The sequence below is a fragment of the Microbacterium sp. MYb45 genome, from assembly GCF_002979655.1.
GTDB lineage: Bacteria > Actinomycetota > Actinomycetes > Actinomycetales > Microbacteriaceae > Microbacterium.
On record NZ_PCPG01000005.1, the window covers coordinates 180,001 to 203,674 of the forward strand.

Below are 23,674 nucleotides of genomic sequence, written 5' to 3' on the forward strand. Positions count from 1 at the left end.
GACCTCCGCTCAGCTCTCGCTGGAGACCTCGGCGAGAACTTCCGGCCAGCGCCGGTTCAGGATGCTGCCGCCCAGCACCGCCCCGCCCCACAGGGCCGCGGCGCCGAGCACGACGCCGCAGCCGAGGCTCACCCAGCCGAGCGCAGGATTCCAGATGCCGGCGATGGCGAACCCGAGCGCCGGCGCCCCGAGCACGAGCGTGATCGGCCCGATGATGATCATCGCCAGCAGCGACTGCACGCCGCCGGACGAGCCACGACCGAGCGGGTTCGCCTCGGGTGCGGGCGCGCGGCCAGGAAGGAAACTGCCCACCCAGGCCCCGGCGCCTGCCGAGATCGCCGTCAGGCCGAAGGCCGACCCGATGCTTGCGGGGAGCAGGTCCCATCGGCCGGCGATCAGGCAGGTGGCCGCGCACAGCAGCAGCGTCACGGGGATCGCGATCAGCCCGAATCCGAGCAGTCGCCCTGCCCGATCCGCGGCGCCGCTGACGCCGTTCAGGATGTGGGCCGCGACCGCGTCGTTGTCGTAGGCGATCGCCATCTGCACGATCGTGCCGGTGAGGAGCGCGTTGATCGTCGGGATGAGGATGATGGCCGGACCGAACCCGATGGACTCGTCCTGCAGCCCGTTCATCAGGGAGAGCCCGATGAAGATCGCGGGCAGCAGCAGGAGCATCACGATGTTCACGATCTGCCGGGGGTCGCGCCGGAAGTATCGCAGCGTGCGGGCGGCGATCGCCCCGACCGGGCTGGCCGGCAGTATCCGGTCGAGCAGCCCGGCCGAGCGCACGCGTCCGCCGCCGGCGTCCTGGATGGGGGCGACCAGGCGCGCAGCGAGCAGGCCCTGTGCCGCGAACCACAGGGCTGAGACTGTGGCGAGAGCGATGAGCAGCCGGAGCGCCGCCGTGAGGAAGTCGCCCTGAGCCACGGATCCGGAGACGCCGAAGACGGCGCCCATCGGAGTCCAGGCGGCGATGTCGGCGATGGTCGTGAAGGCTCCGCCGACATCGTTCACCCGGACCAGCGCGCCGATCCCCACGTTGAGCAGGACACCGGACGAGGAGAGAAGCACCACGCCGACGATCACCACCAGGTCGCGGGCGCTGCGTCGGGCGAGCCAGCCGGCCAGCACACCGCTCACCACGCGCGCGCCCAGCACGCAGGTGGCCACGGCGACGGGGATCATGATCAGGGCGGTCAGCAGCGCAGGCAGGCTCACCGACCAGCCGAGGAGCATGAGCAGGAGTGCGACGGTGGTGCCGATGCCGCCCACCGTCGTCGCCCCCGCGACGACGAAGCCCGGCAGCAGGGAGCTTGCGGTCAGGGGGAGCAACGCGAACCGTTCCGGCGCGAGCGAGTCATCGGCACTGACCAGGATCGACCCGACCCACCAGCCGAGGACGATGACGGTGCCCGCCAGCACGATCGCGGTGACGGCGGCGTCAGGGGCGGCGAACCGCAGCGCCACGAGTCCCGCCGTCAGTGCGGCGAGGAATCCGAGGGCGATCAGTCCGGTGATGATCAGGGTGACGACCATCCAGGGATTGCGCGACAACTGGTGGCGCAGCTGGCGCCAGCGCAGGCTTACGAGGAGCGCAACCATGCGAGCGTCTCCGTCCCGAGGTCATGCGCCCCCACCAGGGCGAGGAACCGCTGCTGCAGCGACAGTCCGGCGCGCACCTCGTCGAGAGTGCCGTTCGCGAGCAGGCGTCCCTCGGCGACGATCGCGACCCGATCGCACATCGACTCGACGAGCTCCATCACGTGGCTGGACAGCACCACGGTGCCGCCGCCGTCGACGAACGCCCGGAGGATCTGCCGGATCGTCTCGCCGGACACCGGGTCGACGGCTTCGAGCGGCTCGTCGAGGATCAACAGACGAGGTGCATGGATCAGCGCGCACGCCAGGCCGATCTTCTTGCGCATGCCCGCCGAGTAGTCGACCACGAGCCGGTCCCGAGCATCGGTGAGGCCGAGTGCGGCGAGGAGCTCGTCACTGCGCGAGACCACCTCGGCTTCGGCCATGCCGCGCAGCAACCCGGTGTAGCGCAGCAGCTCGGCACCGGTGAGGCGGTCGAGCATGCGGATGCCGTCGGGGAGCACGCCCATCCGGGCCTTCGCGTCGGCGGGGTTCTGCCATACGTCCGCGCCCAGCACCCACGCGGCGCCGGCATCCGGCCGCAGCAGACCCGTGGTCATGGCGAGCGTCGTGGTCTTGCCCGCGCCGTTGGGGCCGAGGAGCCCGAGCATGGATCCGGCCGGCACATCGAGGGAGAGGTCATCGACCGCGATCTTCTGCCCGAATTGCTTGCGGAGCCCGCGGAGGGCGAGGACGGGAGGGGCCGCTGCGTTGTCGGTCATGCATCCCATCCCACCACGGCCGTGCACGACGATGCATCCGCCGTGAGGGGGAGTCGAGGTATCCGGACGTGTCCGAGGTCAGCGGTCGAGGCCGGCGAAGCGTTCGATGTCGCTGTTGGTGCCGGACACGATGATGAGGTCGTGGTTCGTGACGATGGTGTTCGCCTCGGCGTAGCGGAACGGCTTGCCGGGACTCTTCACACCGACGACCGTGACCTTGTACTTCGAGCGCACGCCCGACTCGTTCAGGCCGACGCCGCGGATGAACTTCGGCGGGTACATCTTGGCGAGGACGAAGTCGTCGTCGAAGCGGATGAAGTCGAGCATCCGCCCGCTCACGAGGTGCGCCACGCGCTCGCCGGCCTCGCGCTCGGGGTAGATGACGTGGTTCGCACCGACACGGGCGAGGATCTTGCCGTGGGACTGCGAGACCGCCTTGGCCCAGATCTGCGGCACCTTCAGGTCGACGAGGTTCGCGGTGATCAGCACGGACGCCTCGATCGAGGACCCGACCGCGACGACGGCGACCTGGAAGTCCTGGGCGCCGACCTGGCGGAGGGCGTCGATGTTCTTCGCGTCGGCCTGCACCGTGTGGGTGACGCGGTCGGACCACTTCTGCACGAGTTCGAGGTTGTCGTCGATCGCGAGCACCTCGCGGTCAAGGCGGTCGAGCTCTCCGGCGCAGGCAGCGCCGAACCGGCCGAGACCGATGACGAGGACGGGAGCGTCGCCCCGGAGGACTTCAACCAACGATCGGCCTTTCCACGGGCAGTGAGTAGTACTGCGTTCGCGATGTCGCGGCGACCGCCGCGGCGAGTGTCACTGTACCAACGCGCCCCATGAAGATGGTCGCGGCCATGACGTACGAGGCCGAATCAGGGAGCTCTGCGGTGAGCCCCGTGGACAGGCCGACGGTGCCGAACGCCGAGATGACGTCGAACAGCACGTGACTGATGTCGTCCTTGGTGATCTGGGAGATCGTGATGGTCGAGAGCGCGACGATGGTCGCGCCCCACGCGACGACGCTGAGTGCCACGCGCTGCACGTCGCTGGGGATGCGGCGGCCGAAGGCCTCGACCGACTGGCGGCCCTTGGCCTCGGACCAGACGGCGATCGCGAGCACGGCCAGAGTGGTGACCTTGATGCCGCCGGCGGTCGAGGCGGAGCCGCCGCCGACGAACATCAGCATGCTGGCGGCCAGCAGGGACGAGCCGTTCAGATCGTCCATCTCGATCACGTTGAAGCCGCCGGATCTGGTCATGGCGGAGAGGAAGAAGGCTTGGAAGGTGGTGTCGGCCGCATCCATCGACCCGAACGTCTTCGGGTTGTTGAACTCGAGGACGACGAAGACCGCGGCGCCCAGGATGAACAGCAGCACCGTGGTGACGAGTGTCAGCTTGGTGTGCAGCGACCACCGCTTCACGTGCCAGACGTGCTTCGCGAGGGTGTAGATCACGGGGAAGCCGATGCTGCCGAGGAACACACCCACCATGAGGAGGAACAGCACGAGATAGTCGTCCGCGAACACCGCGACGCCACCGTCGTTCGGTGCGAACCCGGTGTTCGTGAACGCCATGGCCGCGAAGTAGGGGGCCTCCCACAGTGCGGCGATGGGGTCGACCTTCGCCATCACCAGCGCCGGGTACAGCAGGGCTGCCAGCGATGCCTCGATGATGAGGGCCGAGACGGCGACCGTGGTCAGCAGCTGCCCGACCTCGCCGAGTCGCACGGTCTGGCTCTCGTTCACCACGCCGCCGTGTGCCCGCAGAGGATTGGTGTCGCCCGCCGCCAAGAGCTTGGCCCGCAGCCCGAGCCGCTTCGAGATCAGCATCCCCATGAGAGACGCGAGCGTGAGGACGCCGAGGGCGCCGATGTTCACCCCGAGGAAGATCAGGACGTGGCCGAAGGGTGACCAGTGGTTGGCCATGTCGACGGTGGCGAGGCCGGTGACGCAGATCGTCGACACGGCGGTGAAGAGCGCATCGCTCAGCGGTGTGACCGTGCCGCTCGCGGAGGCGATCGGCAGCGACAGCAGCACCGTGAACACGAGGATCAGGAGCGCGAACACGACGATCGCGAAGCGGGAGGGCGAGGACGTGACGAGGTGCTTCACCCGTCCGGCGGCGCCTTTGAGGGCCTGTCGTGGGGACGACGCCGAAACGATGCCCGACATCGCTGCCCCCTCGTGATTCTCTCTTGCCCGCGCGCTGCGGACACGCGGCGCCTGTCGCCGAGCCTTCGTCATGGTACTCCGTGCCGGAGCCGACTACCCTGATCACATGACGGACATCTTCGACGTGATCGCAGACGGTACGAGGCGCGACATCCTCCAGCTCCTGCTGCGACGCACGGAAGAAGGAGAGACGGGCACCAGCGTCAGCCAGATCGTCGCCGACCTCGGCATCAGCCAGCCCACCGTGTCGAAGCACCTGAAGGTGCTGCGCGATGCCGAGCTGGTCTCGGTGCGCGAAGACGGACAGCGTCGTTTCTACAGTCTCGCCGTCGAGCCGCTCGAGGTCGTCGACGACTGGCTGGTCCCCTTCCTCGTCGATGCGTACGGCGACGAGGCCCCCGACATCGACTACCCCGTGAACGACAGCGCCGCGCACGCCGCGGAGGTCGTCGGTCGCGCCGCGGCCTCCGCGAAGCATGCCGTCGCCAACGCACTCAAGCGCCTCGGCGCCTGAGGCATCCTCAGCGACGTCCCGCCTTGCGGCGGAAGAGCCACGCGCCCCACGTCACCGCGATCAGCAGGATGACCAGGCACCAGCCGATCGCCCACCAGGCTTCGCCCTGCAGGGGCGTATCCATCAGGAGGGCGCGGATCGTCTCGACGATGGGCGTGATCGGCTGGTTGCCCGCGATCGGCTGCAGCCACTCCGGCATGCTCGCGACGGGCACGAACGCGCTGGAGAGATAGGGCAGGAACAGCAGGACGAACCCGTAGCCGTTCGCGCCCTCCGGGCTTCCTGCGGCGAGACCGATCGCCGCGAACAGGTAGGTGATCGCGAGGATGTACAGGGTGATGAGGCCCGCCAGCGCGATCCATTCCCCGAGGTCCGCGGTGGGTCGGAACCCGACCAGCACGCCGACGCCGATCACGATCGCGGTGGCGACCAGGTTCCGCAGCACACTGGCGACGACGTGCCCGGTGAGCACGGCGCCTGCACGCAGGGGCATGGTGCGGATCCGATCGATGATGCCGGTGCGCATGTCGTTCGCGACATACACGGCGGTGGACGATGCTCCGAAGCCGGCGCAGGTCAGGATGATGCCCGGCACGACGTAGTCGACGTATGCGCCCGAAGGGTCGATGGCGCCGCCGAAGACCCATGTGAACATCAGCATGAGCATCACCGGCAGCATGATCGCCATCAGCAGCGATTCGCCGTCGCGCACAGAATGGCGCAGGCTCCGTCCGACGAAGACGGCTTCGGCGGCGAACCCGCGCAGCCTCGGACGCGGAGTGGGCGCGGAGGGGGTGGATGCCGTCGGTCGAGGCGTGGCCAGGGTGGCGTTCATGCGTTCTCCTTCACGGGGCGAGAAGTCGAGGTGGGCGAGGTGACGGCGAGGAAGACGTCGTCGAGGGTGGGGCGGCGCAGCGTGACGACGCCGTCGGCTCCCTCCTCATCGAGCAGGTCGAGCGCTCGCCGCAGGTCGGCGACCGTGCCGTCGGTGGGGATCTGTCGGCTGAGTGCGCCGTCACTGTCATGGAGCTCGACCGTGTCTCCGCCGATGCGCGCCTTCAGCTCCGCCGGTGTGCCGAGTGCGGCGATGCGGCCGTCGTGCAGCACGGCGATCCGGTCGGCGAGCTGATCGGCCTCCTCCAGGTACTGCGTCGTGAGGAACACCGTGGTGCCTGACGCCGCGAGCGTCCGGATGATGTCCCACAGGTCGCGGCGGCTCCGGGTGTCGAGGCCGGTCGTCGGTTCGTCGAGGAAGAGTACCTCGGGGGTCACGACGAAGCTCAGGGCGAGGTCCAGTCGACGGCGCATCCCCCCGGAGAACGTGCGCACGGTGCGGGCGGCGGCCTCGGTCAGATCGAACTGGGTGATCAGTTCGGTCGCACGACGCGCGGCGGCTGCGCGGCCGAGCCCGGCGAGCCGGGCGAACATGACCACGTTCTCCGTCGCCGTCAGGGCGTCGTCGACGGCGGCCGCTTGACCGGTGAGGCTGATGCGGCGTTGCACTTCGACCGCGTGGGTGTGCACATCCCACCCGGCGACGGCCACCGCACCGGCGTCGGCACGGGTGAGTGTGGTGAGGATGTTGATCGTGGTCGTCTTTCCCGCCCCGTTTGGTCCGAGCAGGGCGAAGACCTCTCCGCGTCCGACGGTGAAGTCCAGGCCGTCGACGACGGTCTTCTGGGCGAAGGCCTTGTGCAGGCCGCGCACCTCGATGGCTGTGTCCATCAGGTGACCCTTTCTGTGTATGAAGGAAACTGTGTATGAGCAACGCAACTGTGTATGACCGTAACACACTGTTTATTAAATAAACAGAAGTAGGATGAGCGCATGACTGAGACCGAGCCGCCGGAGCTGCCACGGGGGATCGCGCTCGCCTGGGGTGTCGCCGCGAACCCGCAGCGCGGACCCAAGCGGGAGATGAGCGTCGAGAAGATCGTCGATGCGGCCGTCGAGCTGGCCGATGCCGAGGGGATCGGCGCCGTTTCCATGGCGGCCGTGGCGGCGAAGCTCGGCTTCACGCCGATGTCCCTCTATCGGTACGTGACCGCCAAGGACGATCTGCTGCTGCTCATGCAGGAGCAGGCGACGGGGCTTCCGCCGGCGAGCCACCTCGAGGTCGACGGATGGCGCGCACGATTGCTGGCGCTGTACGAGGCGCAGATCATGCTCTACCTGCGCCACCCCTGGATGCTCTCGCTGCCGATCACCGGATCGCCGATCACTCCGAACAGCTCCGCCTGGCTCGATGCAGGCCTCGCCGCGCTCGAAGAGACCCCGCTGACCGCCGAGGAGCGGCTGGCCGTCGCGCTCGCCATGACGGGGCATGCTCGCTGGTGCGGGATCGTGCTGGCCGGCTACACGGAGCAGGCCCGCGGCAGCGGCCTCACTCCCGACGAGGTCTCTGCGCGCGAGGCCGAGCTCTTCGATCGGGTGATCACCGCGGAGGAATTCCCTGCTCTGCGTCGCGCGATCGAAGACGACGTGTTCCTCTCCGCGGCCGACCCCTTCCGCTTCGGGGTCGAGCGGACGCTCGACGGCGTTGCTGCGTACATCGCCGCCCTCGAGCGTGGTGAGCCGCGATCCGTGGCGACCGACTGGGTCGACCTCGAGCCCGTAGAACTCGCGGGGGACCGTCGTCTGAAGGAGGCGCAGAGGGCGGTGCGCGAAGCGGAGAAGGCTCTGCGCGCGGCCCACAAGATCGAGCGGCAGGCGCTTCGCGAGGCGCGCGAACGACTGGCCAAGGCGAAGAAGCCGGCCTGACCCGCGTCCCGGGCTCAGTGCGTACCCTCGTCACGGGTCAGTGACCGCGCATGCGTCCCGTTGATCACACGGGCCACATGGGTTTACATGCGTCCCAGCTACCCCATAGAGTGTGCACATCGAGAAAGGGGTACGTGGGATGCCCGAGGTTCCAGATGTCCGATTCCTCACGGTGGCCGAGGTCGCCGAGCTGATGCGCGTGTCCAAGATGACCGTGTACCGGCTGGTTCACGCCGGGGAGCTGCCGGCCGTTCGCTTCGGCCGCAGCTATCGCGTGCCCGAGTCCGCCGTGGCCGATGCGCTGCAGCGGCCCATCGCCGACGTCGGTTGAGGCGCGCGCGGCGGAGCCCGTCGGGTTTGCTAGACTGACCCGAGGCATTTTCCGTGCCCGTACCCGGGTGTCCGATTTCGGCGACACCCAGCCACTGACTTAGTGAGGTTTCCGTGGGTTCTGTCATCAAGAAGCGCCGCAAGCGCATGGCGAAGAAGAAGCACCGCAAGCTGCTTCGTAAGACTCGCCACCAGCGTCGCAACAAGAAGTAAGCGACCAGACACGAGCGCCTGTCTTCGGACGGGCGCTTTGTGTCTCTGCCCGCAGCTCCGTACCGCCGAGAGGATGTCATGAAGTCGATCACCGTCGCCGAACTCGCCGAGCGGTCGGGTGTTCCGCTCATCGACGTGCGGGAGGTGGACGAGTTCGCCGCAGGCCATGTGCCCGGCGCCGTCAACATCCCCATGTCCGAGATCGGCAACAGGCTCGATGAACTGCCGGCGGAGTCGTTCGACGTCATCTGCCAGGCCGGCGGTCGCTCCGCCCGCGTCGTCGAGGCGCTGGAGTCACGCGGCTTCGATGCCACCAACGTCGAGGGCGGCACGGGGGAGTGGATCTCCCAGGGGCGCGCTGTCGAGGTGCCGTCGGCGTGACCACGCTGACCCTGATCCGCAAGCCTGACTGCCATCTGTGCGAGGTGGCCTCCGACGTGATCGACGCTGTCGTCGCCGAGCTGCCCGACGCCGCCGCGGAGCAGATCGAGATCGTCGAGGCGTCCATCCAGGACGACCCCGCACTGTATGAGCTGTGGTGGGAGAAGATCCCCGTCGTCCTGATCGACGGCGATCTGCACGCGCACTGGCGCGTATCGCCCGAACGACTGCGTGAGGCGCTGGAGGCCGCGGTCCGCGGTGAGGCGCGAACCGAGACGAAGGAATCCCTGTGACCATCCGCCATGTCGTGATGTGGAAGCTCGCGGCCGAAGACGCCGCCGTGCGTGCCGAGCAGGCGGCCGAGGTCGCTCGTCGCCTCAACGCCCTGGAGGGTGTCGTGCCGCAGCTGCTGTCGATCTCCGCCGGTGCCAACGAGGCCTACCCGGAGACGAACTGGGACGTGACGCTCGTGGCCGACTTCGACTCGGTCGCCGACATCGACGCGTACCAGGTGCATCCCGCGCACGAGGAGGTCGCCGGTTACATCCGCTCGGTGGTCGCCTCACGCGCAGCGGTCGACTTCGAGGTCTGAGACCGCGTCTCGTTGCATTCGGCTTGTAGGTGTTTTCCACATACCTGGAGCACTTGCCGTCTGGCAGCGTAGTTCTTGGCTACGTTCTCCGCTGAACGGCCACCGCTCAGAGTGGCCAACGGCGAAAGGCGAACGGCGATGAACAGGTGGAAAAAGGTAGCTTTTGGCGCGATTGCCGCCGTGGCGTTGACGGTGGGAATCGCCCTCCCGGCGCAAGCAGCAGATTCGGTAGGAACGTCCTGCGGGGGGACTGTCACGACGTGCGTGCTGACGATCAAGACTCATACGACATCGGGAAGCGTCACGATCAACTGGCACAACACCAACGCGACCTCGACAGTGAAGGTCACGCTTTTCGGTCCGTACAACTACACGTGCACCCTTGAGGGTACGGGTACGACAAAGTCCAAAGTGTGCCCGAGTGTTCCCGGGGGCCAGATGAAGGTAACCGTGTACAAGCCGTTGAACAAGTACGCATACTTTGGAGCCGCGTGGTAGCGGAATAAGGGTCGTAAGGCAATGGCCGTGGATACGCGGTGCGCGAGCGAACTCGGATGGTAGCCGCGCACCGCTTCCTCCGTGAATGCTGAATCGTGGCGCCCGGTCCCAGAACTCTCGGCACTCGGTTCCACGTCGCCACTGACGTGCACTTGCAACGCAAACGTGATACGTCGACCGACTGATGTCATTGGTCACGCGACGGGCCGCATGTTTAGATGTTCTCCTACCCGTCCGTGGGCACACCCCGCCCTCGTCTTACAGGAGCCGACATGCCTCGTCGTAACCTCATCGCCGGTCTCGCCCTCGTGGCGACCGCCACTCTCGCGCTCGCCGGCTGCGCGACCGGTTCGTCCGATGCGGGAAGCAGTGACGCTCCCGCCGCGGGCGATGAGTACGGTCTGATCGAGGCCGGCACGCTCACGGTCTGCTCCGACGTTCCCTACCCGCCCTTCGAGTTTGAGGACGACAACGGGAAGATCATCGGTTTCGACATCGATCTCCTCACCGCGATCGCCGAGAAGCTCGATCTCAAGGTCACCGTGCAGGACGTGGCTTTCGACCCGCTGCAGTCGGGTGCGATCCTCGTCTCGGGCCAGTGCGACATCGGTGCGTCGGCCATGACGATCACCGAGGAGCGCAAGGCCAACATCGACTTCTCCGACCCGTACGTCGAGTCTCTGCAGTCGCTGCTCGTGCGTACCGACTCGGACATCAAGTCCATCGACGACCTCGACGGCAAGAACGTCGGCGTGCAGCAGGGCACCACCGGTGAGACCTACGCGACCGAGAACGCCAAGGGAGCCCAGCTCGTGCAGTACGGCGGCGACGGTGAGTTGTGGCCGGCCATGCAGGCCGGGCAGATCGAGGCCATCCTGCAGGACCAGCCCGTCAACTACGAGCACGAGCAGGCTGACTCCGACTACAAGATCGTCGAGACCTACCCGACCGACGAGTCGTACGGCTTCGCCTTCGCCAAGGGCGAGAAGGACGAGCTCCGTGAAGCCATCAACAAGGCGCTCAAGGAGCTCCAGGACGACGGCGGCTACCAGAAGATCTACGACGAGTACCTCGCGGCCAAGTGACCGGCGGCGTCGGTAGAGCGGGAGGACCTCGACGATGGCGTTGAGGCGTACCACCAAGAGCAAGCTGTATCGGTACTCGGTCTATGCGGTGCTGATCGTGATCGCCGTCTGGGCGATCGTGACCACCGACTGGGCGAAGATCGGACCGCTGTTCTTCAACCCCGCGGTCGCGGCGAAGATGTTCCCCGGGATCATCACGACCGCACTCGTGAACACCCTGTGGTTCACGGCCGTGGCGTTCGTCGGCGGCCTGCTGCTCGGTGTGCTGCTGGCCCTGATGAAGCTGTCGGTCATCGCCCCGTTCCGCTGGATCGCGACGTGCTGGATCGAGCTGTTCCGTGGACTCCCCGCGATCCTCACGATCTTCGGTATCGCCTACATCCTGCCGATCGCCGTGGGCGTTCCCGGGTCGAAGCTCGGCGGACCGGTCGTGCTCGGTCTCGTCGGTCTCATCCTCGTCGCCTCGGCGTACATGGCCGAGACGATCCGCGCCGGCATCCAGGCGGTCCCGAAGGGGCAGACGGAGGCCGCGCGGTCGCTGGGTATGTCGCCCATGAAGACGACCTTCTGGATCGTCGTGCCGCAGGGGTTCCGGATCATCATCCCGCCGCTCACCAACGAGTTCGTGCTGCTGCTGAAGGACACCTCGCTGCTGTTCATCGCCGGGTCCTTCATCTGGTCGAAAGAGCTCACGAACTTCGTGCGTGACGCGAGCACCCAGAACGCGAACGGAACGCCGCTGATCATGGCGGCGATCCTGTACCTGATCGTGACGATCCCGCTCACGCGCTTCAGCGCGTGGCTGGAGCGTCGGATGGCGAGGCAGCGATGATCACCGAACTGATCGATGTGCATGCCCCCGCGATCGATGTGCAGGGGCTCGTGAAGTCGTTCGGCGACAACGAGGTGCTCAAGGGCATCGACCTCACCGTCACCCGGGGCGAGGTCGTCTGCGTGATCGGACCATCGGGCTCCGGCAAGTCGACGTTGCTGCGGTCGGTGAACCTGCTCGAGGAGCCGACCGCCGGCAAGGTGCTGATCGAGGGGATCGACATCACCGATCCCGACGTCGACATCGACGGTGTGCGCACGCGCATCGGCATGGTGTTCCAGAGCTTCAACCTCTTCCCGCACCTGGATGTGCTCGGCAACCTCACGGTCGCCCAGCAGCGGGTGAAGAAGCGCTCGAAGAAGGAAGCAGAGCTGATCGCGCGCGCCATGCTCGAGCGCGTGGGACTGTCCGAGAAGTCGGATGCCTACCCCGGACACCTGTCCGGCGGGCAGCAGCAGCGCGTCGCGATCGCGCGTGCGCTGTGCATGAACCCGGACATGATGCTGTTCGACGAGCCGACCTCGGCACTGGACCCCGAGCTGGTCGGCGAGGTGCTGCAGGTCATGCGCTCACTGGCCGACGAGGGGATGACGATGCTCGTCGTCACGCACGAGATGGGCTTCGCGCGGGAGGTCGGCTCGCGCCTGATCTTCATGGACGGCGGACACATCATCGAAGAAGGAGACCCGCGCGAGGTGCTCGCGAACCCGCAGCATCCGCGCACGAAGGACTTCCTGGCGCGCGTGCTCTGAGGTTGCGGCGGCACGGTCCGCCGAGGCCCCGCCTTCACGAAGAGACCCCCTGGTGCAGACGTCTGCACCAGGGGGTCTCGTCGTGAAGTGGGCTCTCGAGCTAGTCGACCTCGACGACCTCGGCGTCGGCGGCGTTGCGGCGGACGGCGTCGATGCCGTTCAGCGCGCCGGACTTCGACGAGTAGCCCTCACCCGTCGCGATGACCTCGCCGTTGCCGGCCTTCAGACGGAACCGGTACTCACCGGACTTGTCGGTGTACAGCTCGAACGTGCCTGCCATGAGGCGTCCTTTCTCTTTCGGATGGAGGGAACCCGCCCTCGCGGCTCACGCTAGCGGTCCCGGTATATCGGTGGGAAGGGCGGCTTCACCCGCGCGGGTGCACCGCGACCGGCTCCGGGGCGACGGCGATGCGCACCCGGTCGCCGAATGAGGGATGGATGCCGGGGGCGTGCTGCACCCGGACGAGCTCGCCCGACTCGGTGCGGACGAGGGTGCGGCGCATGCTGCCGAGGAAGGTGCTCTCCTCGACCAGGGCGTCGGTGGCGGCATCCGCCTCCGACGCGAAGTGGACGTTCTCCGGTCGGAGGTACACATCGACCGGGCCGTCTGCCGGCGACTGCAGCGGCAGGCGCTGCCCCCACACCAGCACATGATCGCCCTCGGCAACACCCGAGACGACGCTGGAGAGCCCCACGAAGGCCGCGACCCCCGCCGTCGAAGGGGTCGTGTACAACTGCTCGGGAGAGCCGATCTGCTCGATCCGCCCCGCGTTCATCACGGCGATCCGGTCGGAGACGGCCAGCGCCTCCTCCTGGTCGTGCGTGACGAAGACCGTCGTGATGCCGAGGCGCAGCTGGATGCGGCGGATCTCATCGCGCAGCTGCACGCGCACCTTGGCGTCCAGTGCCGACAGCGGCTCGTCGAGCAGAAGCACCTTGGGCTCGGTCACGAGAGCCCGCGCGAGCGCGACCCGCTGCTGTTGCCCGCCGGAGAGCTGGTGCGGGAAGCGGTCGGCGAAGTCCGCCAGGCCGACCAGCGCGAGGGCATCGAGCGCGCGCTTCTGCGCCTCCTGCCTGCCGATGCCGCGCCGCCGCAGACCGAATGCCGTGTTGTCGACCACCCGCAGATGCGGGAACAGCGAGTACGACTGGAAGACCATGCCGATGTCGCGTCTGTTCGTCGGCACACGCGACACGTCACCGCCCCCGAGCAGCACCGCACCCTCGTCGGCGCCCTCGAGCCCGGCGAGCACCCGGAGCAGCGTCGTCTTGCCGCATCCCGACGGGCCGAGCAGCGAGACGAACTCGCCGGGCGCGATGTCGAGGTCCACCCCGTGCAGCACGCGCGTGCCGGCGTAGCTCTTCACGATGCCCTGCAGTTCGACGCGGGTCCCCTCACCGGCTCGTGCCAGGAGCAGGTTGTCCTTGGTGCGCGGCAGCGCCTGATCGAGGGTCATGAGCGGGCCTTTCCGGTGCCGCGGGCGACGCGGCCGATGAGGAGGAGCAGAAGGAAGACGAACGCCAGCGCCAGCAGGGTGAAGATCGCCGGCGCGTAGGGATCCTGCTTCTGCACGACGACCATGGCGGTCTGGAACACCGGGCGGTTCAGGAGCGAGGCGATCGTGAACTCGCCCAGCACGACGGCGATCGAGATCAGCGATGCCGCGAGGAGTCCCTGCCGGAGGTTCGGCGCCAGCACCTTCAGGATCACGGTCGGCCAGCTCGCGCCGAGTGAGCGCGCCGCTTCGGAGAGGGTGCGCAGGTCGGCGGCATCGATCGAGGCCTGGATCGATCGGGAGGCGTAGGGGAGAACGGTGATGCCGTAGGCGAACGCGAGGGTCCAGGTGCCCGTGCCCAGCGTCCGCCCGATCTGCAGATAGAGGGGCGCGAGCCCGACGACGAGTACGATCGCGGGGATCGAGATCGGCAGCAGCGCCGCGAACTCGAATGCGGGCTTGAGCTTCGGGAAGCGCAGGTTGACCAGGATCATGGTCGGCGCCAACAGGAGCAGCACGATCACGACCGTGACGACGGCGAGGATGAGCGAGTTGCCCAGGCCCGTCCAGATCGGCTTTATCGCGGCGGAGGCGGCCGGATCGAAGAGGGCGGCCCAGTGTTCGAGAGTCGGTCCTTCCTTCCCGCGGAGCGTGAACAGGAAGGTCGAGGCGAGGGGGATGGCGAAGAACGCGCCGACGAGGATGCCGATGACCCACCGAGTCGTGCGAGAGGGACCGAAGCGATTCATGACTGCCACCGGGCGGCGCGGCGCTGGATGAGCGAGTACAGGGACATCACGACCGCCACCACGACGATCATGCCGAGTGCGAGGGCTCCGGCGAGGTTCTCCCGCCCGAGCAGCGTCTCGCTCGTGAGTGCGGTGCGGATCTGCAGCGGCACGATCTGCGAACCCTGGCTCGCGAGAGCGGCGGCCGTCGCATAAGAGGAGAAGGCGTTGGCGAACAGCAGCAGCAGGCTGGCGAGGAACGAGGGGGCGAGCACGGGGAAGCCGATGCGCAGCCAGAAGCTGGAGCGGCTACCGCCGAGCGTGAGGTTGGCCTCGGCCCACTGCGGCTTGAGCGCGGCGAGGGCGGGCATGAAGGTGATGGCCATGAGCGGGATCTGGAAGTAGATGTAGGGCAGGATCAGCCCGGGCAGCTCGTACAACCAGGCGCCGTTCGCGAAGATGTCGATGCCGAACGAGTCCTGAAGGAACAGGGTGACGACGCCCTGGATGCCGATCGTGGCGATGAAGGCGAACGCCAGCATGACCCCGCCGAACTGCGCGAGCACGCCGGCCGCAGCATCCACCGACTGGCGCATCGCCCCGTCGGGGTTCATGCCGAGGAGGGCGTAGCAGACGAGCGCGCCGACGACCGCGCCGACGACGGCCGTGACCAGGGAGAGCCAGGCGGAGTTCGCGAAGGTGTTCAGCACGACCGGGTCGGCGAGGGCCGCGACGTTGGTCCAGGTGAAGGCGCCGTCGCCGTCGAAGAAGCCGGAGCCGATCGCGAGGATGGTCGGCACGGCGAGGAACAGCAGGACGTAGGCCGCGAACGGGACGAGCCCGAGCCACGCGGGGGACGGGCCGGACCGCCGGGCCTTCGCGTGTGGCGAAGGCCCGGCGGCCGTGGCGGGGGCGGATGCCGCAGCATCCACCCCCGGTGCGGAGATGGTCGTCACTGGACGGCCGCGGCCCACTTCTCACCGAGCAGCGTGCCGGCGTTCGTCGACTGCTCCTCGGTCGGCACCACGGTCTCCTCGGGAGCCTCGGGGAGCGCGGCCGCGAGGTCGGCGTCGATCGTTCCCGCCTCGGTCATGGCCTCCATGCGCACCGGACGCGCGCCACCCTTCAGCCAGAGGTTCTGCACCTCGTCGCTGTAGAGGAACTCCTGCCACAGGCGGGCCGCCGCCGGGTTCGGGGCGTCGACGTTGATGGCCTGGTTGTAGTAGCCGGCGTATCCGGTGCCGTCGAGCACGACGACCTTCCAGTCCTCGTTGTCGGCCGTGTGCGAGGCGTTCAGGTAGTCCCAGTCGAAGACGACCGGGGTCTCGCCGCTCGCGATGGTCGCCGTGGTGACATCCACCTTGAGCAGGTTGCCGGCCTTCTGCATGTCCGAGAAGAAGTCGATGCCGGGCTGGAAGTCATCGAGCGTGCCGTCGGACTGCACGGTGGCGAGGCCCACGGCGGCGAACGCGGCGCCGGCCTGGGTCGGGTCGCCGTTGATCGCGACGGCGCCCTTGTAGTCGGGCGACAGCAGGTCGGCGAGCTCGGCGGGCGCATCGAACTTCGACGAGTCGTAGCCGATCGACATGTATCCGCCGTAGTCGCCGACGAAGAGTCCGGTCGGCTCCTTGAGCTCGTCGGGGATCTCGTCCCACGTCTGCACCTTGTAGGGAGCGAACGTGTCGGTGTTCTGCAGTGCGACGGTCAGACCGAGGTCGAACACGTCGGGCGCGGTGTCGAGGCCCTTGTTGGTCTCGGCGGCCTGGATCTCCTCGGCACTGGAGACGTCGGGCGAGGCCTCGTTGATCGTGATCTCGGGGTACTTCTCGGCGAACAGGTCGAGGATCTCGCCGTAGTTCGCCCAGTCGCGGGGAAGGGCGATGACGTTGAGCGACCCCTCCTCCTTGGCAGCGGCCTCGAGATCGGCGAACGTGCCGAAGTCCTCCACGGACGTGGCCGCGGCGGCATCGACCCCCTCGCTGCTCGAAGCCGGTGCGTCGGTGGCGGACGCGCAGGAGGTCAGCGCGAGTACGGCCGTGGTGGCCAGGGCGATGCCGGCGCCGATGCGCGCGCGGCGGGTGAAGCGAGCCATGAGTGTCCTCTCGGTGTCCGGCGGGGGTGCGCCGGTTTCGGGTTGCGAGAGGACACTATGAGGCGCAGGTTGCCGACCATCCCGGGCCGGGTGAACGGCGAGTGTCGTTGCGGTGGCGGGACGGGTGCGGGGCGCGGTTCGCTCGGCCTTCCGCGCTGCGCTCGGCCAGAATCCGAGAATCAGGCCGAGGACGCTGCGATCGGCCGAGGGAAGCGCGGGTCAGGCCTGCGGGACGTTGTACTTGAAGCCGCGGTGCGAGCCCACGTAGCCGAGGCGCTCGTAGAAGCGGTGGGCGTCGGTGCGGGCGGCATCCGAGGTGAGCTGCACCATCGACGCGCCGACAGCGGGGGCCGCCGCCTCACCCACCCAGCGCATCACCGCGGATCCGATGCCCGACGACCGCAGACCGCTGTGCACGCGTACCGCCTCGACCAGCAGTCGCCGCGCGCCGCGGCGTGACATCCCGGGGATCGAGGTGAGCTGCAGCGTGCCGACGACCGCGCCGTCGAGCTCGACGACGAGCAGATCGTTCGAGGGCTCGGCCAGGATCTCGGTGAGGGCCTGAGCGTACACGGGGCGATCCTCGTCGGATGCCACATCGCCCCGCGCCGCGCTGATCGGGTCGTCCGCGAGCAACGCGATCACGGCATCCGCGTCATCGACCACCGCACGGCGGAGCACGGCCGTCCCGATGCGCGAGTCGAACGAGTGGGGCAGTGGGAGGGCGTCGAGCATGCGACCAGTCTGCCAGCGGGCGGAGCGGATGCCGGCGTGCGGCCGACTCTCTGGAATCATGGCCGAGTGGATATCGGCGCCGTGCTCGGACTGGAGCAGCTCACCTGGGGGATGCTCCTCCTCGTCGTCATCGCCGCGTTCTGCGCCGGCTGGATCGATGCGGTCGTCGGCGGGGGAGGTCTGCTGCAGCTGCCGGCGCTGCTGCTGATCCCCGGCATCTCGCCCGTGCAGGCGCTGGCGACCAACAAGCTCGCCTCCGTCTTCGGCACCGCGACCAGCAGCGTCACCTACTACCGCCGCGCCAAACCCGACATCCGCACGGCCTTGCCGATGGCGGCGATCGCGTTCCTCGGCTCGTTCGGGGGCGCGGCCGTCGCGACCGTACTGCCGCCCGCCGCGTTCAAGCCCATCATCGTGATCGCCCTGCTGGTCGTCGCTCTGTTCACCGCGTTCCGGCCGCAGATGGGCGCGGCGACGAAGCTGCGGTACCACGGGCACAAACACCACATCATGGCGGGTGCCGCCGGGCTCGGCATCGGGTTCTACGACGGGATGATCGGCCCCGGCACCGGCACCTTCCTCGTCATCACGCTCGTCGCCCTGCTCGGCTACGACTTCCTGCAGGCGAGCGCGAAGGCGAAGATCGTGAACCTCGCGACGAACGCGGGCGCGCTGATGCTGTTCATCCCGCACGGGGCGGTGCTGTGGCTGCTGGGCGGCATCCTCGCGGTGGCGAACGTCGCGGGCAGTTACCTGGGGTCGCGGATGGCGATCTCGCGGGGGACGACCTTCATCCGCGTCGTCTTCCTGGTGGTCGTGGTCGGCCTGATCGCCAAGCTCGGGGTCGACGTGTGGAACGAGAACATCGTCCCCGTGCTCGCGCTCCTCGGCTGAACGGCGTTTCGTCTCGTCGCTGCGCTCCTCGCTCAACGACCGAGGTTGGCGTTGGCTGGGCGTTGCGCTCCTCGATCAACGACCGAGGCCCCTGGGAGGAACCCGGTCGTTGAGCGAGCGGAGCGAGACGAAACGGTCGTCAGGCCTCGTCGTCCTCCGGCTCGAAGTCGACGCCGGCCTCGGCGCGCTGCGCGTCGGTGATGGGCGCGGGAGCGGACGTCAGCGGGTCGAAGCCGTTGCCGGACTTCGGGAACGCGATGACCTCGCGGATCGACTCGGTCTTGGACAGGTGCTGCAGCACGCGGTCCATGCCGAGCGCGATCCCGCCGTGCGGCGGAGCGCCGAACTTGAACGCGTCGAGCAGGAAGCCGAACTGCTCGTCGGCCTGCTCATCGCTGATGCCCATGACCTCGAACACGCGCTTCTGCACGTCTTCGCGGTGGATGCGGATCGAGCCGCCGCCGAGCTCGGAGCCGTTGCACACGATGTCGTACGCGTAGGCGAGGGCCGATCCGGGGTCGGTGTCGAACGTGTCCTGGAACTCGGGCTTCGGACCGGTGAACGCGTGGTGCACGGCAGTCCAGGCGCCCGCGCCCACGGCCACGTCGCCCGAGGCGACGGCGTCGGCGGCCGGCTCGAACATCGGAGCGTCGACGACCCAGGTGAACGCGAACTCGTCCGGGTTCAGGTAGCCGAGGCGGCGACCGATCTCGACGCGGGCGGCGCCGAGCAGCGCGCGGCTCTCCTTGGTGGAACCGGCGGCGAAGAACACGCAGTCGCCCGGCTCAGCGCCCACGAAGGCGGCGAGTCCGGCCTGCTCCGCCTCGGACAGGTTCTTCGCGGCCGGGCCGCCGAGCGAACCGTCCTCGTTGAACAGCACGTAGGCGAGGCCACGCGCACCGCGCTGCTTCGCCCAGTCCTGCCAGGCGTCGAGCTGCTTGCGCGGCTGGCTCGCACCACCGGGCATGCGGACCGCACCGACGTACTCCGCCTGGAACACGCGGAACGGGGTGTCCTGGAAGTACTCGGTCGCCTCGACGAGCTCGAGGCCGAAGCGCAGGTCGGGCTTGTCGGAGCCGTACTTGGCCATGGCGTCGGCGTACGTGATGCGCGGGAGCGGGGTCGCGACCTCGACGCCGATCGTCTTCCACATCGCGACGATGAGCGACTCCATCAGCGTGATGACGTCTTCCTGGTCGACGAAGCTCATCTCGATGTCGAGCTGCGTGAACTCGGGCTGGCGGTCGGCGCGGAAGTCCTCGTCGCGGTAGCAGCGCGCGATCTGGAAGTACTTCTCCACGCCGCCGACCATCAGCAGCTGCTTGAACAGCTGCGGCGACTGCGGCAGGGCGTACCAGCTGCCCGGGCTCAGACGTGCCGGCACCAGGAAGTCGCGGGCGCCCTCCGGGGTCGAGCGCGTGAGCGTCGGCGTCTCGACCTCGGTGAAGTCCTCGGCGTGCAGCACGTCGCGGATCGCCTTGTAGACGTTCGAGCGCAGGCGCAGGTTCGCTGCCTGGGCAGGACGACGCAGGTCGAGGTAGCGGTACTTGAGGCGGGCTTCCTCGCCGACGGTCTCGGTGTCGGCGACAGCCGTGGAGACCTGGAAGGGGAGCGGCGCGGACTCGTTGAGCACCTCGACGTCGGTCGCGATGAGCTCGATCTCGCCGGTCGGCAGGTTCGGGTTCGCGTTGCCCTCGGGGCGTCGCGACACCTCGCCGGTCACCTTCAGGACGAACTCGTTGCGCAGCGGGTGGGCGATCTCCTCGTCGCGGATGACGACCTGGGCGATGCCCGAGGCATCCCGCAGATCGATGAAAGCGACTCCTCCGTGGTCACGACGGCGGTCGACCCAACCCGAGAGGGTGACGGTCTGACCGATGTGCTCGGCTCGCAGAGAGCCTGCCGAGTGGGTGCGAAGCACGGAGTATTCCTTCTGATCTGGGAAATGGGGAACCCGGCCATTCTACGGGGGTGCGCGGCTCCTCCCGGCGGGGTGGGCGATCGATCAGTAGGGTGGCTGTGAACGGAAGGTGCCCCATGAATCTCGCCCTCGTCCCCGCGGCCGACGTCCCGGTCGTCCCCGACTTCGTCAGCCAGATCTTCTCCGGAACCTCCGGCGTGGTGGCGCTGATCTTCTACATCCTCCTGGCCGTCGCGTGGTGGAAGGTGTTCACCAAGGCCGGATACCCCGGCATCCTCGCCCTCATCCCGATCGTCAACGCGATCTTCCTGCTGCGGATCGCCGGGATGTCGGGCTGGTGGGTGCTGCTCTATCTGGTGCCGATCGCCAACGTGGTGCTCGCGATCGTCGTCGCCGTCAAGGTCGGCGCGCGCTTCGGCAAGGGCGGGGTCTTCTCGTTCTTCCTGCTCTTCGTGTTCTCGTTCATCGGATACTTCATCCTCGGTTTCGGCGACTCCCGCTACCGCAAGGCGTGACATGACGGCGTCTCGTCTGCACCTCGTCCGACACGGTGAGGTGCACAACCCTGCTCGCGTGCTCTACGGGCGGCTTCCCGACTATCACCTGAGCAAGGCCGGCCGGGGGATGGCGGCGGCTGCGGCCGATCACGTGGGATCGCTCGATCGTCCCGTCGTCGCGCTGTACGCCTCGCCTCTCGAGCGGGCGCAGGAGTCGGCGGAGCCGTTCGCCGAGCGGTTCGGCCTCGTGCCCGAGACGGACATCCGCCTGATCGAGCCGGCCAACGTGTTCGAGGGCACGCAGATGCGTCGCTCCCTGATGAACCCGATGAACTGGTGGCATCTGCGCCAGCCTTCGGTGCCGAGCTGGGGCGAGCCGTACACCTCGATCGCGGAGCGGATGCTCAGCGTGATGAACGAGGCCTGGGATGCGGCGCCGGAGGGGGACCTCGTGATGGTCTCGCACCAGGCGCCGATCTGGATCACGCACCTCCGGGTCGCGGGTCTGCCGTTGCGGCACGACCCGCGCACCCGTCGCTGCGCGCTGTCGAGCGTCACCTCGTTCGAGCGGGTCGGTGATGTGTGGCGCGAGGTGGCCTACGCGGAGCCCGCCGCGACGGGCTCCGCCGTCGACGTCGGCGCGGTCTGACTTTCGTTCGCGTGGGCATTTCGTCTCGCTGCGCTCGCTCAACGACCGAATCGGTCGTTGAGCGAGGAGCGCAGCGACGAGACGAAACGTCCCGCTCAGGCGAGTGACTGGATGATGCCGACCGCCGCGAGCTGACCGGCGGCGGCCGCGAGCAGCACCGACGCCATCGGGCCGGGGAGGCTGGCGCGGTGGGCGAGGTCACCGGCGGCGAAGACGCCCGGGATCGAGGTGCGGCCGAACTCGTCGATCTCGATCGAGCCGGACTCGAGCATCGCCAGCCCGAGGTCCGCGGCGAACGGCGCCCGCTGACGCATCGATCCCGCGGCCACGAAGATGCCGGCCACCACGCGCTCGCCGTCGTCCGTGCGGATCCGCACGCCCTCGGTGTCCTTCTCTACCGAGACGACCGGGGTGCTGCTCACCCGTGCGCCCTTCGACTCCAGCCCCCTCACGTCTTCGTCGGCGAACGCCTCGTCGACGGGGAAGACGGTGATGTCGCCGACGAAGCGACCGAGTAGCCCGATGAGGTGCTCGGCTCGAGGAGCGGCGCCGAGGATGCCGATGGCCTTGCCCGCGTGCTCGTGCCCGTCGCAGAACGGGCAGCTGAACGCGAGCGTGCCCCACAGATCGTGCAATCCGGGGACGGCGGGCAGATCGTCCGCGACGCCCGTGGCGAGGATCACCCGACGCCCGTCGACGGTCGAGCCGTCGGCGAGGGCGACCTGGAACGCCTCCGTGCTTCCGGAGATGCCGGTCGCACCGGTGTCGCGGACCTCCACGTCGGCGTAGGCGGCGAGCTCGGCGCGGGCGGTGGCGCGGAACTCCACCGGCGGGGCACCGTCTTCGCCGACCATGTTGTGCATGTGCAGGACGGTGCCGTTGCGGTACTCGCCCGAATCGAGGAGCAGCGTCGAGCGGTGCATGCGTCCGAGGGTCAGAGCAGCCTGCAGTCCTGCCGGTCCTGCGCCGATCACGATGGCGTCGTACATGGTGGTCCTTCCCGATGGATGTTGCGTTCTCCGCCAGTCTGTGACTTCATGTCACCATGAAGTCAAGCGCTGAGCATCCGTGGTCCGTCGGCGATGTCGCTGCCCGTTTCGAGCTACCCACGAACGTGCTGCGGCACTGGGAGTCGGTGGGTCTGCTGCGGCCGCCGCGTGACTCTGCCGGTCGCCGCCGCTACGGCGAGGACGAGGTCGTCCGCATCGCCGTGATCCAGCGCAGCAAGGCCGCCGGGATGACGCTCGACCAGATCGCCGTGCTGCTCGACGACGGAAGTGCGGGGCGGCATCAGGTGCTGCAACAGCATCTGGACGACCTCGATCGGCGCATGGAGGAGATGCGCCGGTCACGCGAGATGACCGAGCATGCGATGGGCTGCCGGGCTCATGACATCGCGACCTGTCCGCGGTTCCGGGCCGGCGTCGACGACGTCCTGGCGCGGTTCTGACCGGGGTCTCAGGCCCTTCCGCATCCACCTCGTGCATAGGATCCTCTGCGTAAACTCGGAGTCGTGCCACGCGATTCGACGGTCCGTCAGATCCGCAGCGGCCGCTCCTCCCGCACCCGGCGTTCACGCCGTGCGGTCGGTGCCGCGCTCGCTGCGGTGCTCGCCATCGGTCTGAGCGCCTGCGCTCCTGATCCGGTCAGCCAATCCTTCCTGAGTGGCGAGAACACCGGCTACGTCGCGGCCGACGGCGCGATCGTCGAGATCCCCGTCGCCGAGCGCGACGAACCCGTGGAGTTCGGTGGCGTCACCGAGACCGGCGAGAAGTTCGACAGTGCCGACATCGCCGGCAACGTCACGGTCGTCAACTTCTGGTACGCCGGGTGCGCGCCGTGTCGCCTCGAAGCCGCCGATCTGGAGGCCGTGTGGCAGGACTTCTCCGACGAAGACGTCTCGTTCGTCGGCATCAACACCCGCGACCAGGCCGACACCGCCGTCGCGTTCGCCGACGAGTACGACATCACGTACCCGAGCCTGATCGACGTCGACACGGCCGAGGCCAAGCTCGCGTTCGCGAAGGTCACGCCGATCGCTGCCACCCCGACCACGCTCGTGCTCGACAAGCAGGGCCGTGTCGCCGCGCGCATCATCGGCCCGATCGACGGCCCCTCGATCCTCTCGACGCTCGTCAAGGACGCGCTCGCGGAGGACTCGTGAACACCCCG

29 protein-coding genes are annotated in these 23,674 nt (G+C 68.2%); 15 read left to right on the forward strand and 14 right to left on the reverse strand.

The genetic code is table 11. From position 1 onward, the window contains the following. Positions 1–9: 9 nt before the first annotated feature. The 4 genes from CQ034_RS11490 to CQ034_RS11505 all read right to left on the reverse strand — a co-directional run bounded on the left by CQ034_RS11490 (position 10) and on the right by CQ034_RS11505 (position 4,533). Positions 10–1,602: a hypothetical protein gene (locus CQ034_RS11490; RefSeq protein ID WP_105711142.1), complete on the reverse strand. Its 1,593-nt coding sequence runs from the start codon at positions 1,600–1,602 to the stop codon at positions 10–12. After that, complete coding sequence (locus CQ034_RS11495) at positions 1,584–2,360, reverse strand: ABC transporter ATP-binding protein (protein WP_029263849.1); 777 nt, start codon at positions 2,358–2,360, stop codon at positions 1,584–1,586. Before CQ034_RS11495 ends, CQ034_RS11490 begins: the two co-directional genes overlap by 19 nt. Before the next feature lie 78 nt (positions 2,361–2,438). Continuing rightward, positions 2,439–3,110: a TrkA family potassium uptake protein gene (locus CQ034_RS11500; protein WP_029263850.1), complete on the reverse strand. Its 672-nt coding sequence runs from the start codon at positions 3,108–3,110 to the stop codon at positions 2,439–2,441. Further along, positions 3,103–4,533: a TrkH family potassium uptake protein gene (locus CQ034_RS11505; RefSeq protein WP_029263851.1), complete on the reverse strand. Its 1,431-nt coding sequence runs from the start codon at positions 4,531–4,533 to the stop codon at positions 3,103–3,105. The genes CQ034_RS11500 and CQ034_RS11505 overlap by 8 nt, the downstream gene beginning before the upstream one ends. Positions 4,534–4,639: 106 nt before the next feature. Here CQ034_RS11505 and CQ034_RS11510 point away from each other — a divergent pair, with 106 nt between their 5' ends. Continuing rightward, a complete protein-coding gene (locus tag CQ034_RS11510) occupies positions 4,640–5,047 on the forward strand; it encodes a helix-turn-helix transcriptional regulator (RefSeq protein WP_029263852.1) in 408 nt (135 codons plus the stop codon). A gap of 7 nt (positions 5,048–5,054) precedes the next feature. On the opposite strand, the gene CQ034_RS11515 is transcribed toward CQ034_RS11510, so the two are convergent. Then, positions 5,055–5,882: an ABC transporter permease gene (locus CQ034_RS11515; RefSeq protein WP_105711143.1), complete on the reverse strand. Its 828-nt coding sequence runs from the start codon at positions 5,880–5,882 to the stop codon at positions 5,055–5,057. Next, positions 5,879–6,772, reverse strand: coding sequence for an ATP-binding cassette domain-containing protein (locus CQ034_RS11520; protein ID WP_181156297.1), 894 nt, complete (start codon positions 6,770–6,772; stop codon positions 5,879–5,881). Before CQ034_RS11520 ends, CQ034_RS11515 begins: the two co-directional genes overlap by 4 nt. 102 nt (positions 6,773–6,874) lie before the next feature. Between CQ034_RS11520 and CQ034_RS11525 the strand changes: the two genes are divergently transcribed. The 9 genes from CQ034_RS11525 (at position 6,875) to CQ034_RS11565 (ending at position 12,490) form a co-directional block, all read left to right on the forward strand. Beyond that, positions 6,875–7,807: a TetR/AcrR family transcriptional regulator gene (locus tag CQ034_RS11525; protein ID WP_105711144.1), complete on the forward strand. Its 933-nt coding sequence runs from the start codon at positions 6,875–6,877 to the stop codon at positions 7,805–7,807. Between the two features lie 139 nt (positions 7,808–7,946). Beyond that, positions 7,947–8,138: a helix-turn-helix domain-containing protein gene (locus CQ034_RS11530; protein WP_017204627.1), complete on the forward strand. Its 192-nt coding sequence runs from the start codon at positions 7,947–7,949 to the stop codon at positions 8,136–8,138. Positions 8,139–8,251: 113 nt separating this feature from the next. Then, the gene (locus tag CQ034_RS11535) at positions 8,252–8,350 is read left to right on the forward strand and encodes a 30S ribosomal protein bS22 (protein ID WP_003792170.1); all 99 of its coding nucleotides are present in this window, start codon (positions 8,252–8,254) and stop codon (positions 8,348–8,350) included. 78 nt (positions 8,351–8,428) lie between these two features. Next, positions 8,429–8,731: a rhodanese-like domain-containing protein gene (locus CQ034_RS11540; RefSeq protein WP_029263856.1), complete on the forward strand. Its 303-nt coding sequence runs from the start codon at positions 8,429–8,431 to the stop codon at positions 8,729–8,731. Further along, entirely contained in the window at positions 8,728–9,024 is a 297-nt protein-coding gene (locus CQ034_RS11545) for a glutaredoxin family protein (protein WP_029263857.1), read from the forward strand. The genes CQ034_RS11540 and CQ034_RS11545 overlap by 4 nt, the downstream gene beginning before the upstream one ends. After that, on the forward strand, positions 9,021–9,323 hold the full coding sequence (locus CQ034_RS11550; protein ID WP_029263858.1) for a Dabb family protein: 303 nt from the start codon (positions 9,021–9,023) through the stop codon (positions 9,321–9,323). The genes CQ034_RS11545 and CQ034_RS11550 overlap by 4 nt, the downstream gene beginning before the upstream one ends. A gap of 770 nt (positions 9,324–10,093) precedes the next feature. Beyond that, the gene (locus CQ034_RS11555) at positions 10,094–10,906 is read left to right on the forward strand and encodes a basic amino acid ABC transporter substrate-binding protein (protein ID WP_105711145.1); all 813 of its coding nucleotides are present in this window, start codon (positions 10,094–10,096) and stop codon (positions 10,904–10,906) included. 34 nt (positions 10,907–10,940) lie between these two features. After that, a complete protein-coding gene (locus CQ034_RS11560) occupies positions 10,941–11,738 on the forward strand; it encodes an amino acid ABC transporter permease (protein WP_105711146.1) in 798 nt (265 codons plus the stop codon). Further along, positions 11,735–12,490: an amino acid ABC transporter ATP-binding protein gene (locus tag CQ034_RS11565; protein ID WP_105711147.1), complete on the forward strand. Its 756-nt coding sequence runs from the start codon at positions 11,735–11,737 to the stop codon at positions 12,488–12,490. The genes CQ034_RS11560 and CQ034_RS11565 overlap by 4 nt, the downstream gene beginning before the upstream one ends. A 100-nt stretch (positions 12,491–12,590) precedes the next feature. Here the strand turns inward: CQ034_RS11565 and CQ034_RS11570 are convergent, their stop codons facing one another. From CQ034_RS11570 to CQ034_RS11595, 6 genes are all read right to left on the reverse strand, one after another. Beyond that, entirely contained in the window at positions 12,591–12,770 is a 180-nt protein-coding gene (locus CQ034_RS11570) for a YegP family protein (RefSeq protein WP_029263862.1), read from the reverse strand. Positions 12,771–12,855: 85 nt separating this feature from the next. Further along, complete coding sequence (locus CQ034_RS11575) at positions 12,856–13,947, reverse strand: ABC transporter ATP-binding protein (protein ID WP_105711148.1); 1,092 nt, start codon at positions 13,945–13,947, stop codon at positions 12,856–12,858. Beyond that, positions 13,944–14,735 (reverse strand): ABC transporter permease, encoded by a 792-nt coding sequence (locus CQ034_RS11580; protein WP_105711149.1) that lies wholly within the window; start codon positions 14,733–14,735, stop codon positions 13,944–13,946. Before CQ034_RS11580 ends, CQ034_RS11575 begins: the two co-directional genes overlap by 4 nt. Next, complete coding sequence (locus tag CQ034_RS11585; RefSeq protein ID WP_105711182.1) at positions 14,732–15,670, reverse strand: ABC transporter permease subunit; 939 nt, start codon at positions 15,668–15,670, stop codon at positions 14,732–14,734. Before CQ034_RS11585 ends, CQ034_RS11580 begins: the two co-directional genes overlap by 4 nt. After that, positions 15,667–16,806 carry an ABC transporter substrate-binding protein gene (locus tag CQ034_RS11590; protein WP_105711150.1) on the reverse strand — a complete coding sequence of 380 codons (1,140 nt, stop codon included), beginning with the start codon at positions 16,804–16,806 and terminating at the stop codon, positions 15,667–15,669. The genes CQ034_RS11585 and CQ034_RS11590 overlap by 4 nt, the downstream gene beginning before the upstream one ends. A 219-nt stretch (positions 16,807–17,025) precedes the next feature. Continuing rightward, positions 17,026–17,541, reverse strand: coding sequence for a GNAT family N-acetyltransferase (locus tag CQ034_RS11595; RefSeq protein ID WP_105711183.1), 516 nt, complete (start codon positions 17,539–17,541; stop codon positions 17,026–17,028). A gap of 66 nt (positions 17,542–17,607) precedes the next feature. Here CQ034_RS11595 and CQ034_RS11600 point away from each other — a divergent pair, with 66 nt between their 5' ends. Then, positions 17,608–18,435: a TSUP family transporter gene (locus CQ034_RS11600; protein ID WP_029263868.1), complete on the forward strand. Its 828-nt coding sequence runs from the start codon at positions 17,608–17,610 to the stop codon at positions 18,433–18,435. Between the two features lie 139 nt (positions 18,436–18,574). Here the strand turns inward: CQ034_RS11600 and aspS are convergent, their stop codons facing one another. Further along, a complete protein-coding gene (gene aspS, locus CQ034_RS11605) occupies positions 18,575–20,356 on the reverse strand; it encodes an aspartate--tRNA ligase (protein WP_105711151.1) in 1,782 nt (593 codons plus the stop codon). Between the two features lie 116 nt (positions 20,357–20,472). Between aspS and CQ034_RS11610 the strand changes: the two genes are divergently transcribed. Continuing rightward, positions 20,473–20,871, forward strand: a complete 399-nt coding sequence (locus CQ034_RS11610) for a DUF5684 domain-containing protein (RefSeq protein ID WP_205828997.1) — start codon at positions 20,473–20,475, stop codon at positions 20,869–20,871. Position 20,872: 1 nt separating this feature from the next. Further along, positions 20,873–21,502, forward strand: coding sequence for a histidine phosphatase family protein (locus CQ034_RS11615; RefSeq protein ID WP_105711152.1), 630 nt, complete (start codon positions 20,873–20,875; stop codon positions 21,500–21,502). A gap of 95 nt (positions 21,503–21,597) precedes the next feature. On the opposite strand, the gene CQ034_RS11620 is transcribed toward CQ034_RS11615, so the two are convergent. Beyond that, a complete protein-coding gene (locus tag CQ034_RS11620; protein WP_105711153.1) occupies positions 21,598–22,491 on the reverse strand; it encodes an NAD(P)/FAD-dependent oxidoreductase in 894 nt (297 codons plus the stop codon). A 56-nt stretch (positions 22,492–22,547) separates the two neighbouring features. Here CQ034_RS11620 and CQ034_RS11625 point away from each other — a divergent pair, with 56 nt between their 5' ends. Then, a complete protein-coding gene (locus CQ034_RS11625; RefSeq protein WP_029263873.1) occupies positions 22,548–22,952 on the forward strand; it encodes a MerR family transcriptional regulator in 405 nt (134 codons plus the stop codon). Positions 22,953–23,015: 63 nt separating this feature from the next. Further along, positions 23,016–23,666 (forward strand): TlpA disulfide reductase family protein, encoded by a 651-nt coding sequence (locus CQ034_RS11630; RefSeq protein ID WP_105711154.1) that lies wholly within the window; start codon positions 23,016–23,018, stop codon positions 23,664–23,666. Positions 23,667–23,674: the final 8 nt, after the last annotated feature.

What these genes read in the sequence shown, in the direction of transcription:
- CQ034_RS11620 (WP_105711153.1), bottom strand. Translation starts at nt 22,491, where the DNA reads ATGTACGACGCCATCGTGATCGGCGCAGGACCGGCAGGACTGCAGGCT.
- CQ034_RS11505 (WP_029263851.1), bottom strand. Translation starts at nt 4,533, where the DNA reads ATGTCGGGCATCGTTTCGGCGTCGTCCCCACGACAGGCCCTCAAAGGC.
- CQ034_RS11540 (WP_029263856.1), top strand. Translation starts at nt 8,429, where the DNA reads ATGAAGTCGATCACCGTCGCCGAACTCGCCGAGCGGTCGGGTGTTCCG.
- CQ034_RS11525 (WP_105711144.1), top strand. Translation starts at nt 6,875, where the DNA reads ATGACTGAGACCGAGCCGCCGGAGCTGCCACGGGGGATCGCGCTCGCC.
- CQ034_RS11565 (WP_105711147.1), top strand. Translation starts at nt 11,735, where the DNA reads ATGATCACCGAACTGATCGATGTGCATGCCCCCGCGATCGATGTGCAG.
- CQ034_RS11520 (WP_181156297.1), bottom strand. Translation starts at nt 6,772, where the DNA reads ATGGACACAGCCATCGAGGTGCGCGGCCTGCACAAGGCCTTCGCCCAG.
- CQ034_RS11555 (WP_105711145.1), top strand. Translation starts at nt 10,094, where the DNA reads ATGCCTCGTCGTAACCTCATCGCCGGTCTCGCCCTCGTGGCGACCGCC.
- CQ034_RS11575 (WP_105711148.1), bottom strand. Translation starts at nt 13,947, where the DNA reads ATGACCCTCGATCAGGCGCTGCCGCGCACCAAGGACAACCTGCTCCTG.
- CQ034_RS11570 (WP_029263862.1), bottom strand. Translation starts at nt 12,770, where the DNA reads ATGGCAGGCACGTTCGAGCTGTACACCGACAAGTCCGGTGAGTACCGG.
- CQ034_RS11495 (WP_029263849.1), bottom strand. Translation starts at nt 2,360, where the DNA reads ATGACCGACAACGCAGCGGCCCCTCCCGTCCTCGCCCTCCGCGGGCTC.
- CQ034_RS11615 (WP_105711152.1), top strand. Translation starts at nt 20,873, where the DNA reads ATGACGGCGTCTCGTCTGCACCTCGTCCGACACGGTGAGGTGCACAAC.
- CQ034_RS11595 (WP_105711183.1), bottom strand. Translation starts at nt 17,541, where the DNA reads ATGCTCGACGCCCTCCCACTGCCCCACTCGTTCGACTCGCGCATCGGG.
- CQ034_RS11515 (WP_105711143.1), bottom strand. Translation starts at nt 5,882, where the DNA reads ATGAACGCCACCCTGGCCACGCCTCGACCGACGGCATCCACCCCCTCC.
- CQ034_RS11590 (WP_105711150.1), bottom strand. Translation starts at nt 16,806, where the DNA reads ATGGCTCGCTTCACCCGCCGCGCGCGCATCGGCGCCGGCATCGCCCTG.
- CQ034_RS11490 (WP_105711142.1), bottom strand. Translation starts at nt 1,602, where the DNA reads ATGGTTGCGCTCCTCGTAAGCCTGCGCTGGCGCCAGCTGCGCCACCAG.
- CQ034_RS11510 (WP_029263852.1), top strand. Translation starts at nt 4,640, where the DNA reads ATGACGGACATCTTCGACGTGATCGCAGACGGTACGAGGCGCGACATC.
- CQ034_RS11580 (WP_105711149.1), bottom strand. Translation starts at nt 14,735, where the DNA reads ATGAATCGCTTCGGTCCCTCTCGCACGACTCGGTGGGTCATCGGCATC.
- CQ034_RS11530 (WP_017204627.1), top strand. Translation starts at nt 7,947, where the DNA reads ATGCCCGAGGTTCCAGATGTCCGATTCCTCACGGTGGCCGAGGTCGCC.
- CQ034_RS11610 (WP_205828997.1), top strand. Translation starts at nt 20,473, where the DNA reads ATGAATCTCGCCCTCGTCCCCGCGGCCGACGTCCCGGTCGTCCCCGAC.
- CQ034_RS11625 (WP_029263873.1), top strand. Translation starts at nt 22,548, where the DNA reads ATGAAGTCAAGCGCTGAGCATCCGTGGTCCGTCGGCGATGTCGCTGCC.
- CQ034_RS11560 (WP_105711146.1), top strand. Translation starts at nt 10,941, where the DNA reads ATGGCGTTGAGGCGTACCACCAAGAGCAAGCTGTATCGGTACTCGGTC.